Origin of the sequence: Dyella sp. (assembly GCF_035277725.1) — a bacterium.
Classification (GTDB): Bacteria; Pseudomonadota; Gammaproteobacteria; order Xanthomonadales; family Rhodanobacteraceae; genus Dyella_B.
Map to the genome: position 1 here is coordinate 1 of NZ_DATEJY010000253.1, position 12,740 is coordinate 12,740.

The window sequence follows — 12,740 nt, forward strand, 5'->3', positions numbered from 1 at the left end:
CCCGACGTGGATTGGACGGCGTTCGATGCCGTATTGATCCGCACCATCTGGGACTACTTCGAGCACTACGCGGCCTTTCTCGCCTGGACGTATACGCTGGATCGGCATGGCGTCCCCGTCATCAACGATACGCACATGCTGCGGTGGAACAGCGACAAGCGTTATCTGCTCGATCTCGAACGGCACGGCGTTCCGATCATTCCCACGCGCGTGGCGCAAGGGGCGTTCCTGCAAGCGGCGCTATCGCAAATGGCCGATCGCGAGGTCGTGATCAAACCGACTGTGAGCGGCGGTGCATGGCATACCGTGCGCGGCAAGGCGGGCACGGCGGATTTTGAGCAAGCCGTAGCGAAGCTGCCGCCGCAACTTGATTATCTGGTGCAGCCTTTCGTGCCGGAGATTGCAAGCCATGGCGAATGGTCGTTGCTCTATTTCGGCGGAACGTATAGCCATGCCGTGCTCAAGCGCCCCACCGAGGGCGACTATCGCGTGCAGGAACAGCACGGCGGCAGCATGGCGCAAGCCACACCTGACGAATCCATCGTGCAGGCGGGCAGCAGCGTCTTGGCGGCGGTTGCCGCCTTGGGTCAGCAGGCGCCGATCTACGCGCGTGTGGATGGCGTAGTGGTGGACGGCCAATTCCTGATGATGGAGCTGGAAGTGATCGAACCGTCGCTGTTCCTGGCGGAGCGGCCGGATGCGGCGGAGCGATTTGCGCGCTTGCTGCTGGAGCGGCTGCAGGAGCTGCCACACGAAACCCGCAGGCTGGGATGACATCCCAGCTGCCGGTGCGGTGGTGAAACTGGGCGTTCATCCCAGCCTGCGTGCTACGCGCTAAAGCACCAGCAACCCCACCCCCAACCCTCCCCTGCTATCGCAGGGGAGGGAGCGCATCACGGCAAACCGATGCGTCTCACCAAGCAGAGACCAGCAAGCCACACGTACTAGAATCCCATCAACGCCATCACTCGCACGCCACGTGTCCAACACGTCACGCAAGATCATTCACGTCGACATGGATGCGTTCTACGCATCCGTGGAGCAGCGTGACGATCCTTCGTTGCGCGGCAAGCCGGTGGTGGTGGCTTGGCGCGGTGCACGTTCGGTGGTGTGCGCGGCGAGCTATGAAGCACGCAAGTTCGGCGTGCGTTCGGCGATGCCGGCGGTGCGCGCTGAACGGCTTTGCCCGCAGGCGATCTTCGTGCCGCCGGATTTCGTGCGCTACAAGGCCGTCTCGCGGCAAGTGCGGGAGATTTTCGCGCGACATACCGAATTGATCGAACCGTTGTCGCTGGACGAAGCCTACCTCGACGTCACCGTCACCAAGACCGGCCTGCCCTCCGCTACGGCCACCGCCGAAGCGATTCGCGCCGCCATCCGCGAAGAAACCCAGCTCACCGCTTCGGCCGGCGTGGCACCGAACAAGTTTCTGGCCAAGATTGCCTCCGACTGGAACAAGCCGGATGGTTTGTTTGTGGTCCGCCCGCATCAGGTCATGACGTTCCTCGCGCCGCTGCCCGTGAACCGTCTGCCCGGTGTTGGCAAAGTGATGGAAGCAAAGCTCACCGCACTGGGCATCGCCACCGTCAGCGAGCTGCGTGCCTTGCAAGCCGAAGAACTTGAACAGCGTTTCGGCCGCTGGGGCCGGCGCCTGCATGAACTTTCGTTCGGCATCGACGAACATGCCGTGCAGCCGAATCAGCTCACCATGCAAGTGTCGTCGGAAGATACTTTCGAGCGTGACCTTACGCTGGACGAACTTGAACCGCATATCCGCCAGCTTGCAGAAAAAACCTGGGCTGGACACATGCGTGAAGTGCAACGGGGACGCATCGCACGCACCATCGTGCTGAAGCTCAAAACATCCGACTTCCACACGCTCACCCGCAGCCTCACCCCCTCTGTGCGACCGCGCTCGGCCCTCGAACTTGCCGACCTGGCTTGTGCTTTGCGCGAGCGGGTCGAACGCTCAGCTGACAGTCGCTATCGACTGGTAGGCGTAGGCTTGTCCGGCTTCGTGGACCAGGACAACTTCATGGCGCAAACCGATCTGTTCGAGGACACGCCATGAGGTCACTCATGCGTGCATGGGCGATAGCCGCCTTGATGCCGAACTGGTTACGCTTGGACATCGTTCAATTCGAGGATCCCAGCCATGCATCTTGAGTTGCCCAATGCGCCGTTGAGGTCGCTGAAGGACTTCCTTAAACACTATTTGATGATCGTGCTCAGTATTCTCACTGCATTAGGGTTGGAAGCATGGATCGAGCATACGAATCACCGGCACGCGGCCGAGGTGGCCAGCGCGCAGATCGACACGGAAATTCGCGCCAACCTGGCCGAAGTTCACACAGCGCTGGTGGAGGACAAGGAACGTGCGACGTCCTTTGCGCATATTCGCGACAGCCTGGAGCAGGACCTGAAAGCGAACACGCCTGACGCGACTATCGTGCAGCACATCCTGGCCCAAACCCAAAACAGCAACTTCAATCTCAACTTGCGCTGGCCTACCCTGCGCCAGGAAGCCTGGGATGTGGCAGTTGCCAATCAGTCCGTGAGCTGGATGGATGACGATCGCATGTACCGCTATTCCGCTGCCTACGCCACTCAACGCGAAACCGCCGGCAACCTGGCAGCCAATCTTACGCTGGTGATGAATGGTCCAAGAATGATCGACGCGGCCACCGATCTGCGCTCGGGCAACGTGCAACCGCGTGAGTTTCTGCATGTGATTGCGCAAATGGCGGTCACGCTCGATCAAGCCACGCTTAGCCTGCGCACCTTGGAGCAAAAGTTGCAGAGTGCATTGCCAGAACCGCCACACAAGGCATAAGCATGTAGGCTGGGATGAAATCCCAGCATTCTTGCGGTTTATCCATGCTGGGATTTCATCCCAGCCTACGTGTCGTTTCCTTACGTGCCAGGATTTTCGTCCTGATAAGCGTCGTCGAACCACGTAGGTTGGGGTGCGAACCCCAACATCATGACGTCTGCATGCATGGCGATGTTGGGGTTCGCACCCCAACCTACAAAAAAAAGACCCGGAGTGATCCGGGTCTTTTTCTTCGGCAAGCGCTTACTTTTTCTTCGGTATGTACAAATCGGTAATGGTGCCTTCGTAAACCTCAGCCGCCATGCCCACCGATTCGCTTAACGTCGGATGCGGATGGATGGTCAGACCGATATCCGCCGCTTCCGCGCCCATCTCGATCGCGAGTGCGATTTCCGAAATGAGATCACCCGCGTGCGGACCGACGATAGCGCCGCCGACCACACGGTGGGTTTCCTCGTCGAACAAAAGCTTGGTGAAGCCTTCGGTGCGGTCGATGCCGATAGCGCGACCACTGGCCACCCATGGGAATTTGCCAACGCCGATCTTCAGGCCTTTTTCCTTGGCTTCGCGCTCGGTGACGCCGACCCAGGCGATTTCCGGATCGGTGTACGCCACCGACGGAATCACGCGCGCATCGAAGTGGCTCTTCTGGCCGGCCACCACTTCCGCGGCAACCTTCGCTTCGTGCGTGGCCTTGTGCGCCAGCATCGGCTGGCCGACCAGGTCGCCGATGGCGAAGATGTGCGGCACATTGGTGCGCATCTGCGTGTCGACGTTGATGAACCCGCGCTCGGTGACGGCTACGCCAGCTTTGTCGGCACCGATCTTGTTGCCGTTTGCCGAGCGGCCCACAGCGACCAGCACGCGGTCGAACACCGTGGTTGCCGGAATGCTCTCGCCTTCGTAGCTGACTTCGATGCCCTTCTTGGTGGCTTTGGCTTCCACCACCTTGGTCTTCAGATGCACGCCCTTGAGCTTGCTGTTCAAGCGCTTGGCGAGCGGCTTGATCAGGTCGGCATCCGAACCCGGGATGAGCTGGTCCATGAACTCGACCACGGTGACCTCGCTGCCGAGCGCGGCATACACGGTGGCCATTTCCAGGCCAATGATGCCGCCGCCGACCACGAGCAACTTGCCGGGAACGTCTTTCAGTTCCAGCGCGCCGGTGGAATCCATGATGCGCTCGTCGTCCCACGGGAACGCGGGCAGACGCACCGCCTGCGAGCCAGCGGCGATAATGGCGTTTTCGAAGCGCAGCAGCTTCTTGCCTTCGGCCGTGTCGATTTCCATTTCGTTCGGCGACACGAACGTGCCGACGCCTTGCACGGTGCGCACCTTGCGCTGCTTGGCCATGCCGGCGAGGCCGCCGGTGAGCTGGCCGACCACCTTGTTCTTGAAGCCGCGCAGCTTGTCGAGTTCGAGCTTGGGCTTGCCGAACGTCACGCCGTGCGCGGCCATGGCTTCCGCTTCGTCGATCACCGCGGCGGCATGCAGCAGCGCCTTGGACGGAATGCAACCGACATTGAGGCACACGCCGCCGAGCGTGGCGTAGCGTTCCACCAGCACGGTGTCGACGCCCAGGTCGGCGGCGCGGAACGCGGCGGTGTAGCCGCCGGGGCCAGAGCCAAGCACGACGAGCTTGCACTCGATGTCCGCCGCTTTTCCGGATGATGCTGCCGCTTGCGGCACCTTTGCCTCCTCTCTCCTCCGGGGAGAGGATTGAGGTGAGGGGGCGGGGCTTGAAGGGGGCACCGGGGAGGCTGCCCCCTCACCCCTGCCCTCTCCCCGTGGGGGCGAGGGGGACGCGGAGTCGGCTTCGCCGACGGTTTCCAAGATGGCGATAACCGTACCTTCCGATACTTCATCGCCCAGCTTCAGCTTCATCTCCTTGATGACGCCCGAAGCACTGGCGGGAATCTCCATCGTCGCCTTGTCCGATTCCAGCGTGATCAGGCTTTGTTCCTTCGTCACGCTATCGCCGGCTTTCACCATCACCTCGATGACCGGCACGCCTTCGTGACCGCCGATGTCGGGGACTTTCAGTTCGATCGTATTGGCCATGATCAATGTTCTCCTCGCGTCAGAGCAGCAGGCGGCGAATGTCGCCGAGCTGGGTGGCGAGGAAGGACGCAAAGCGCGCGGCCACGGCGCCGTCGATGACACGGTGGTCGTAGCTGAGCGAGAGCGGCAGGATCAGGCGCGGTGCGAATTCCTTGCCGTTCCACACCGGCTTGGTCTGCGCCTTGGTGACGCCGAGGATCGCCACTTCCGGCGCGTTGACGATCGGCGTGAACGCCGTGCCGCCGATGCCGCCGAGCGAGGAGATCGAGAAGCAGCCGCCGGACATGTCGGCCGGGCCGAGCTTCTTGTCGCGCGCCTTCTTGGAGATCTCGCCGAGTTCGGCCGCCAAGTCGAGCAGGCCCTTCTTGTCGCAATCGCGGATCACCGGCACCACCAGGCCATCGGGCGTATCCACCGCAATGCCGATATGGAAGTACTTCTTGAGGATGAGCTTCTCTCCGCTCGCGTCCAGCGATGCGTTGAACTGCGGGAATTTCTTCAGCGCCGCCACCACCGCCTTGATCTGGAACACCAGCGGGGTGATCTTCAGATCCTTGTTCTCTTCGCCGAGCTTCTTGCGGAAGGCTTCCAGCTCGGTGATGTCGGCGTCTTCGTGGTGGGTGACGTGCGGAATCATCGCCCAGTTGCGGGCGAGGTTCTGGCCCGAGATCTTCTGGATGCGCGTGAGCGGCTTCTCTTCCACTTCGCCGAACTTGGCGAAGTCGACTTTCGGCCACGGCAGCAGGTTGAGGCCACCGCCAGCCGCCACCGTGCCGCCTTCCACCGGGCGGGCGCCGGATGCCAGCGCATGCTTGACGTAGGAAGCAACGTCCTCGCGCACGATACGGCCGCTACGGCCGCTGCCCTTCACCTGGCGAATGTCCACACCCAGCTCACGCGCAAAGGCGCGGATGGCTGGCGTGGCGTACGGGGCGTCGCCCGGCATCACCAGCTTGGCGTCGAACGGCGGGCGGGCCTGCGGCGCCACGTCGCCTTCGGGTGCATTGCCCGGCAGCACGCTGCGGCCACCGACCGGTGCGGGTTCTTCTTTTACTTGCGGCGCTTTCGCTCCCTCTCCCCCTTGGGGAGAGGGTTGGGGTGAGGGGGACGCGCTTGCGCGCGATGAGCTTGAAGCTTCAGGCGAGGTTTGCCCCTCACCCCTGCCCTCTTCCCGAGAGGGAGAGGGGGACGCGGAGTCGGCTGCGCCGACGGTTTCTATAAGGGCGATCAAGGCGCCTTCGGATACCTCGTCGCCCACCTTCAGTTTCAGCTCCTTGACCACGCCGGCGAAGGGCGCGGGCACTTCCATCGTGGCCTTGTCCGACTCCAGGGTGATGAGGCTTTGATCTTTCTCTACCGTGTCGCCGGGCTTGATCATCACCTCGATCACGGGCACATCGCTGTGACCGCCGATATCTGGGACGCGGGCTTCTTTAAGGTCGGCCATGATTTCTCCTGCGGAAACGAAGCGGCCACGCGAGGGGGAAGGCGGAGGTGGCCACAAGACGTTCATCATAGCAACCGGCACCCGTTCAGGACATGCCGAATGCGCCTAAACCGGCCATGCGCATACGTATGCGGCGCAATAGTCTTATTTAATCGGCGGCTGGCCTGTGACGATATGAATCTCACGCTGCGGAAAGGGAATGCTGATGCCTTCGGCCTCAAAGCCCTCCTTCACCGCGCGCAACAAGTCGGTCTGCGCGGGCCAGAAATCGCCGGTGCTGGTGTGGGCACGCAGCAGGAGATGCACCGCGCTGTCTGCCAGGCTTTCGGTCCATGCGGTGGGGGCTGGGTCTTTCAAGATGCGCGGATCGGCCGCGAACAAGCGCTGTACGATCGCCAGCGCCTTGCCGATGTCCTCGTGATAACCGATGCCTACGTGCAATTCGAAGCGCCGCGTACCACGCCGGCTGAAGTTGATGATGGCGTCGGCGCCGATCTTGGCGTTGGGTACGACGGCCTCGCGGTTGTCCGCCAGCACCAGTTGGGTGTGCATCAGGTTGATGCCTTCCACGGTGCCCTCGGCACCGCCGGCCTGGATGTAGTCGCCGACCCGGAAAGGGCGAAACACGATCAGCAGCACACCCCAGGCCAAGTTGCTCAACGATCCCTGCAGCGCCAGGCCAATGGCGAGGCCGCCCGCACCCAGCGCGGCCAGCAAGGGCGCACTGGGAACACCCGCGGTTTGCAAGGCGATCACGATCAGCACGGCAATCAGCACGCCGTACAGCAGATTGCGCATGAAGCCGGTGAGCGTCGGATCGATCGCGGCCCGGCTCATCGTCCGATGCAAGACATTCGCCAGCCGCCGGGCAAACCAGTTACCGATAAGTAACAGCAGCAACGCACTCAGCCACGCCGGCCCATGCCCCGTGAGAAACGCAAGCAGATCGTCGCGGGAAACGCTTAGAAGTTGTTGGAACATGGGGCAATCCTTGGCAGACCGGCGCAAAGCCTAGCAGTCGCCCCTTTCTCCCGCATCGCCGTCCGTGCTGAATGCCGTCGTACAAACGCTAAAAAAAAGCCCGGCTGGGGAACCGGGCGCGTGACTGTCGCGTGCTGGGGAGCACGGCTTGGGGGATGCTAGATAACTAGCGTTGGGCGTAACTCGCCTTGTCGGTACGGTCCATGTTCGATTCGATCAATTGCAGCCGTTCGCCATCAGGCAAACGAAACTGGAATTGCTGTTGCAGTTGCTGCAAGTGGCTTAGATGAGGGCACAATGCCTCGGCGCGTTGACCGAGCTTTTCGGCCGGGGCGTTGACGGCTTTGTCGATCGAGGCATCCAGCGCATCGGTGCGCGCCTGCAGCGAAGCAAGCCGGGCCGAATCGCCGCTGAGCGCATCCTTCACGATGTCGCCGGTGACGTTGCTGACGAGATCAGCGACGGTCTTTTGCAGGTCACCGCCAAACATATCGCTCTCTTCGCCGGCATCCCACCGACCCTGCCCGATTGTTCCGTCGATATGGTGCACGGCTTCGTCATGCCGGTCGCGCAATTCATGCAACAGCCGCGTGCGCTCATCGCCAGTGTCGGCCAGCGTAGCCACCACCGTGGTCAGCGCCGAATAGCCGATATCCACGCCATCACGCGCAATACCTGCCACCGCCGGCACCAGATCGCGCAGCTCGTGCTCGTATTCACGCAGTCGCGCAGCATCGGCGCCGGAGAGGGCGACATCATTGCCATCCACGCGCAGCATGCCGTCATGCATGAAGACATCGCCCGGATGGCCGCTGCTCCGCGTAAAGGTGATGCCGGCCGCCTTGATTTGCATGTCGTAATCGCTGGTGTAAGAGCACGACAAATGATGCGTATGGACGTCCGTTGCTTGCGCCGCGCCCGCCGTGGCGAGAGCAAGCAACGCGGTGAACGAAAGCATGTGATGACGCATGAGAATCCCTCCCGGCATGCCGATTGACACAGCAGCGATTTGCACATTTGGATGCAAGTCAATGCGTATAGGGTTTAATACCGAGCCAGATGGCGGCATGGGCCGTACGTCACGCCCTGCCATCGGTCATGCGTAGTCGTCCATGACGATTGGCGCAGCGCACATAGGCAAATGCCCAGGCGCACGATAAGTTGATGCCTTGCGTGACGAATTCAGGGGTCTGTCTATGCAATCCACCGATGTCATCATCGTCGGGGCCGGTCTCTCCGGACTGGTTGCTGCGGCAGAGCTGACCGATGCCGGCCGGCGCGTGATGATCATCGAGCAGGAGCCGGAGCAAAGCCTGGGCGGACAGGCGTTCTGGTCGTTCGGCGGACTGTTCCTGGTGGATTCGCCAGAACAACGTCGCATGGGCGTGCGCGATTCGCACGCACTGGCCTTGGCCGACTGGATGGGCACGGCGGCGTTCGATCGTCCCGAGGATTATTGGCCGCGCCAGTGGGCCGAGGCGTATGTCGATTTTGCCGCCGGTGAAAAACGCGCGTGGCTGCATAGCATGGGCATGCGCTGGTTCCCGGTGGTGGGCTGGGCCGAACGGGGCGGTTATGGCGCCATCGGCCACGGCAACTCCGTGCCGCGCTTTCATGTCACGTGGGGTACCGGCCCGGGCGTGTTGGAACCATTCGTGCGGCGTGTGCGAGAAGCACAAGCAACGGGGATGCTGAGCCTTGCGTTCCGTCATCGCGTCGATGGATTGCTGATGGAAAATGGCAGCATCGCAGGTGTGCACGGCGTACGCTTGGCGGAAGACGGGATTGAACGCGGCAGGCCAAGTTCACGCGATGTGATTGGCGATTTCGAATTCCGTGCGCAGGCGGTGATCGTCGCCTCCGGCGGTATTGGGGGCAATCACGAACTGGTGCGCAAGAACTGGCCGGAACGCTTGGGACCACCACCACAACACATGCTGTGCGGCGTACCGGCACACGTCGACGGACGCATGCTGGGTATCAGCGAAAGCGCCGGTGCGCGGCTGATCAATCGCGATCGCATGTGGCATTACGTGGAAGGCATCGAGAACTGGAATCCGATCTGGCCGATGCATGCGATACGCGTCCTGCCCGGCCCTTCGTCGCTGTGGTTCGATGCCCGCGGCCAGCGCCTGCCTGGTCCGCTGTGGCCCGGCTTCGACACGATGGGCACATTGGAACACCTGCGGCGCACGGGCTTCGATTACAGCTGGTTCATTCTCGATCAGCAGATCATCCGCCGCGAATTCGCGCTATCCGGTTCGGAGCAGAATCCCGATCTCACCGGCAAGAGCTGGCGCCAAGTCGCCAAGCGCGCCATCGGCAAGCAGGCGCCCGCACCGGTGGAAGCGTTCAAGCGGCATGGACGGGATTTCATCGTGCGCGACAATCTGGATGATCTGGTCGTCGGCATGAATGCGCTCGCCGGCAGCCAGTTGCTGGATGTGGCGCAGTTGCGCGAGCAGATCGAAGCGCGTGATCGGCAGTTCGATCATCCGTTCGCCAAGGATGGCCAGGTCATGGCCATCCACAATGCACGTCGTTATCGCGGCGATCGGCTGGTGCGCGTAGCCAAGCCGCATCGCATGCTCGATCCGGCCAACGGTCCGTTGATTGCCGTGCGCTTGCATCTTTTGACGCGCAAAACCCTGGGTGGATTGGAAACCGATCTGCAGGCACGCGTGCTGGGGAGCGATGGCCAACCCGTGCGCGGCCTTTATGCCGTTGGCGAGGCGGCAGGTTTCGGTGGCGGCGGCTTGCATGGCTACCGCGCACTGGAAGGCAGCTTTCTTGGTGGCTGTTTGTTCTCGGGCCGCGTAGCAGGACGCGCAGCCGCCGCTGCCGTTGCATGATGTCTTTGCCGCGCATTGCCATCTATGGCGCCGGCATGGTCGGCAATTATCTTGGCGGACGGTTGCATGCGCATGCAGCCGTCCGCTTGATCGCACGTCCGCACATCGCGACCCGCTTGAGCGAACACGGGTTGACCGTCAGCGATCTGCATGCCTATCGTCGGCACGTCCCTGCAGCCATGCTCGACGTGGCGACGCAACCGGACGCCGCGCGCGACGTCGATGCCGTACTGGTCACGGTGAAGTCCGCCTCGACCATGCAGGCCGCACACGAACTGGCCGATGCACTGGCGCCGGGCACGCTGGTGATCAGTTTCCAAAATGGCGTGCACAACACGGCGGACTTGCGCGCCGCCTTGCCGCATTGCCGGGTATTGGCGGGCATGATTCCCTTCAACGTGACACAGCCGGCACCTGCGCATTTTCATCAAGGATCATCCGGCACCTTGATGGTGGAGCGCTCGGCCGCGCTTGCGCCTGCGCTGCTCGCCGCATTCGACGCCGGCGGCATGTCGCTGCAACAGTGCGATGACATGCAAGCGGTGTTGTGGGCGAAGCTGCTGATCAATCTCAACAATTCGCTCAATGCGCTGAGTGGCTTGCCGTTGCGTGAAGAACTGGCGCAACGCCCATGGCGACAATGCCTGGCGTTGCTGCAACAGGAAGGTTTGCAGGTGCTTAAAGCCGCAGGCATACGGCCCGCACAGCTGACTGCCTTGCCCGCCCGCTGGTTGCCGACGGTGCTGTCATGGCCGGATGTGTTTTTCCAGCGCATCGCCTCGCGCATGCTGGCCATCGATCCACTGGCGCGCTCTTCGATGTGGGACGACCTGCAGGCAGGCCGACGTACCGAAGTGGACTACATCAACGGCGAGATTGTGGCGTTGGCGAAATCAAAAGGCATGCGCGCACCGGTGAATGCGTGTGTCGTGGCGCTGATACGGGAAGCGGAGCAGTCGTACAATCGCTGGGATGCGCACGCCTTGCTGAGAACTTTGCGCGATGCGTAGGTGCATAGGCTGGGATGCAATCGCAGTTTTGCCGTGACGTGTGCTGGGATTGCATCCCAGCCTGCGGTCGCGCTCTAGCGCGCCACATCCTCGATATGCGCGATCTTTCCACCAACGATGGTGAAGGTAGTGATGCGACCTTCGCGCTCGTATTGCCACTTATCGCCCTTGTCTTTTGCGCTGGCTGATTTGCCTTTGCTGCTGGATGACTTCGCCTTGGCTTTGGCCTTCTGGCTCTTGTTCGCGTTGGACGTTTTCGCACGTACGGAAGGCTCGCCCAGTGCCGCCTTGACGCGCGCAGCGCTATCACCCACCACCAGTACCTGGCTACCCACGCGAATGCTTTGCAAGGCGTGCGCACTGAAACTGGTGATCAGCAAGGCAAGAAAAAGATAACGACGCATGATCTGCTCCCTGTCGTGTCTTGGCCACTCCGTGGCGGTGAATGTTCAGAAGCCGGCGCCAGGGGTGGCCAGATAAGCCTGTTCTTCCGGTGTATTCGTTCGGCCGAGCCATGCATTACGATGCGGAAAACGGCCAAAACGCGTAATCACTGCCGCGTGTCGGCGAGCATAGTCGAGATAACCGGTGTATGACTCGCGCTGTTCCGCCGGCAAACTCTGGCAAAGCGTTTCGAACAGGGACACACAACGCTGCTGAAGCGTGATGTCTTCGGCATGTTCAAGCGGCATGTAGGCAAACACGCGCTGGATGGGCGGCAACTGGCGGTCGAAACCTTCCTCGATACCCCACACCGCCAGCCGCTGTGCATGAAGATCGTGTGCCCATGCGTGTGCATCTTGGCGATGAAGATTACGCGGAAACTGATCCAACACGATCAACAACGCCAGCCAACCTTGCGGCGTCTCGGTCCAATGCTGGAGTTCCCCTTGCGCCGCTCTTTGCAGCGTATCGGTGAAACGCGTACGAATCGCCGTGTCGAAAGCCGGATCGGAGGCAAACCACGCGTCGCGGTGCGCGGCATCGAACCAGAAGGCAAGCACCGCCAGTGCGTCGTTCGGCGGTGTGGGCATGGCTCAATGTCCGACGCCGACGGCCTTGGCCAGGCTGTGCATATCCAGATCGATGGAATGCAGGCGCGGTAGCTGACGGTGCAGTTCCGCCTTCATTTCCGGATCGTTCGCACCTACGCGGTCGATCACTCGTTCGAAGGCGCGCAGCAGGCTTTGTTCATGGCGTGCCAGCACGCGGATCCACGCATCGTCACTGCGCGGCATCAACGCGTCAAAGCGGTAGCGCACAGCGCCGAACATGCGTCGGCGGGTGGCGGGGGTACCTTCGTGATGGCGGATCTGTTCCTGCAATTCGGCGATCACCAGGCTCAGGGACTGTGCTTCCTCATCCAGCACCGTGCGCAATCCAGGCTCGCTCACCTGCGCTGCGGCGTGGCGATACAGCGCGCGCAGCTCGATGCTGCGGCGGATCAGGCCATTGCATAGATGTTGAATCGCCAGCGACACGTCGGTCGCCTCCTGTCTGAGCGCGGATCTGGATTGGCAGTCATGTTGCAGGACAAGCACTTAGCCGCGGATAAA

Annotated in this window: 12 protein-coding genes; 5 read left to right on the forward strand and 7 right to left on the reverse strand. The window is 61.9% G+C overall.

Features of this window, described 5'->3' with window-relative positions:
- The 3 genes from VJR68_RS20565 to VJR68_RS20575 form a co-directional block, all read left to right on the forward strand.
- Positions 1 to 774 (forward strand): hypothetical protein (locus VJR68_RS20565; protein ID WP_324150660.1); only part of this gene is annotated, 774 nt, incomplete at its 5' end.
- A 205-nt stretch (positions 775 to 979) separates the two neighbouring features.
- A complete protein-coding gene (dinB, locus tag VJR68_RS20570; protein WP_324150661.1) occupies positions 980 to 2,071 on the forward strand; it encodes a DNA polymerase IV in 1,092 nt (363 codons plus the stop codon).
- A gap of 84 nt (positions 2,072 to 2,155) precedes the next feature.
- Entirely contained in the window at positions 2,156 to 2,833 is a 678-nt protein-coding gene (locus VJR68_RS20575; protein ID WP_324150663.1) for a hypothetical protein, read from the forward strand.
- 243 nt (positions 2,834 to 3,076) lie between these two features.
- Here the strand turns inward: VJR68_RS20575 and lpdA are convergent, their stop codons facing one another.
- The 4 genes from lpdA to VJR68_RS20595 form a co-directional block, all read right to left on the reverse strand.
- A complete protein-coding gene (gene lpdA / locus VJR68_RS20580) occupies positions 3,077 to 4,894 on the reverse strand; it encodes a dihydrolipoyl dehydrogenase (RefSeq protein ID WP_324150665.1) in 1,818 nt (605 codons plus the stop codon).
- A gap of 19 nt (positions 4,895 to 4,913) precedes the next feature.
- Positions 4,914 to 6,341, reverse strand: coding sequence for a dihydrolipoyllysine-residue acetyltransferase (locus tag VJR68_RS20585; RefSeq protein ID WP_324150666.1), 1,428 nt, complete (start codon positions 6,339 to 6,341; stop codon positions 4,914 to 4,916).
- 144 nt (positions 6,342 to 6,485) lie between these two features.
- The gene (locus VJR68_RS20590; protein ID WP_324150668.1) at positions 6,486 to 7,322 is read right to left on the reverse strand and encodes a mechanosensitive ion channel family protein; all 837 of its coding nucleotides are present in this window, start codon (positions 7,320 to 7,322) and stop codon (positions 6,486 to 6,488) included.
- A 166-nt stretch (positions 7,323 to 7,488) separates the two neighbouring features.
- A complete protein-coding gene (locus VJR68_RS20595; protein ID WP_324150669.1) occupies positions 7,489 to 8,292 on the reverse strand; it encodes a DUF2884 family protein in 804 nt (267 codons plus the stop codon).
- Between the two features lie 226 nt (positions 8,293 to 8,518).
- On the opposite strand from VJR68_RS20595, the gene VJR68_RS20600 reads away from it, so the two are divergent.
- The gene (locus VJR68_RS20600) at positions 8,519 to 10,174 is read left to right on the forward strand and encodes an FAD-binding dehydrogenase (RefSeq protein ID WP_324150670.1); all 1,656 of its coding nucleotides are present in this window, start codon (positions 8,519 to 8,521) and stop codon (positions 10,172 to 10,174) included.
- Positions 10,171 to 11,184, forward strand: a complete 1,014-nt coding sequence (locus VJR68_RS20605) for a 2-dehydropantoate 2-reductase (RefSeq protein WP_324150672.1) — start codon at positions 10,171 to 10,173, stop codon at positions 11,182 to 11,184. The genes VJR68_RS20600 and VJR68_RS20605 overlap by 4 nt, the downstream gene beginning before the upstream one ends.
- A 74-nt stretch (positions 11,185 to 11,258) precedes the next feature.
- Here the strand turns inward: VJR68_RS20605 and VJR68_RS20610 are convergent, their stop codons facing one another.
- Genes VJR68_RS20610 through VJR68_RS20620 form a run of 3 tightly spaced genes read right to left on the reverse strand, consistent with a single transcriptional unit; the run spans position 11,259 to position 12,665 of the window.
- Positions 11,259 to 11,588: a DUF2845 domain-containing protein gene (locus VJR68_RS20610; protein ID WP_324150673.1), complete on the reverse strand. Its 330-nt coding sequence runs from the start codon at positions 11,586 to 11,588 to the stop codon at positions 11,259 to 11,261.
- 45 nt (positions 11,589 to 11,633) lie between these two features.
- Positions 11,634 to 12,218, reverse strand: a complete 585-nt coding sequence (locus VJR68_RS20615; protein ID WP_324150675.1) for a DUF924 family protein — start codon at positions 12,216 to 12,218, stop codon at positions 11,634 to 11,636.
- Positions 12,219 to 12,221: 3 nt separating this feature from the next.
- A complete protein-coding gene (locus VJR68_RS20620; RefSeq protein ID WP_324150677.1) occupies positions 12,222 to 12,665 on the reverse strand; it encodes a DUF2383 domain-containing protein in 444 nt (147 codons plus the stop codon).
- Positions 12,666 to 12,740 lie beyond the last annotated feature (75 nt).

Coding starts and splice junctions, on each gene's coding strand:
- VJR68_RS20575 (WP_324150663.1), top strand. CDS start 2,156: ATGCATCTTGAGTTGCCCAATGCGCCGTTGAGGTCGCTGAAGGACTTC.
- lpdA (WP_324150665.1), bottom strand. CDS start 4,894: ATGGCCAATACGATCGAACTGAAAGTCCCCGACATCGGCGGTCACGAA.
- VJR68_RS20585 (WP_324150666.1), bottom strand. CDS start 6,341: ATGGCCGACCTTAAAGAAGCCCGCGTCCCAGATATCGGCGGTCACAGC.
- VJR68_RS20590 (WP_324150668.1), bottom strand. CDS start 7,322: ATGTTCCAACAACTTCTAAGCGTTTCCCGCGACGATCTGCTTGCGTTT.
- VJR68_RS20595 (WP_324150669.1), bottom strand. CDS start 8,292: ATGCGTCATCACATGCTTTCGTTCACCGCGTTGCTTGCTCTCGCCACG.
- VJR68_RS20600 (WP_324150670.1), top strand. CDS start 8,519: ATGCAATCCACCGATGTCATCATCGTCGGGGCCGGTCTCTCCGGACTG.
- VJR68_RS20605 (WP_324150672.1), top strand. CDS start 10,171: ATGATGTCTTTGCCGCGCATTGCCATCTATGGCGCCGGCATGGTCGGC.
- VJR68_RS20610 (WP_324150673.1), bottom strand. CDS start 11,588: ATGCGTCGTTATCTTTTTCTTGCCTTGCTGATCACCAGTTTCAGTGCG.
- VJR68_RS20615 (WP_324150675.1), bottom strand. CDS start 12,218: ATGCCCACACCGCCGAACGACGCACTGGCGGTGCTTGCCTTCTGGTTC.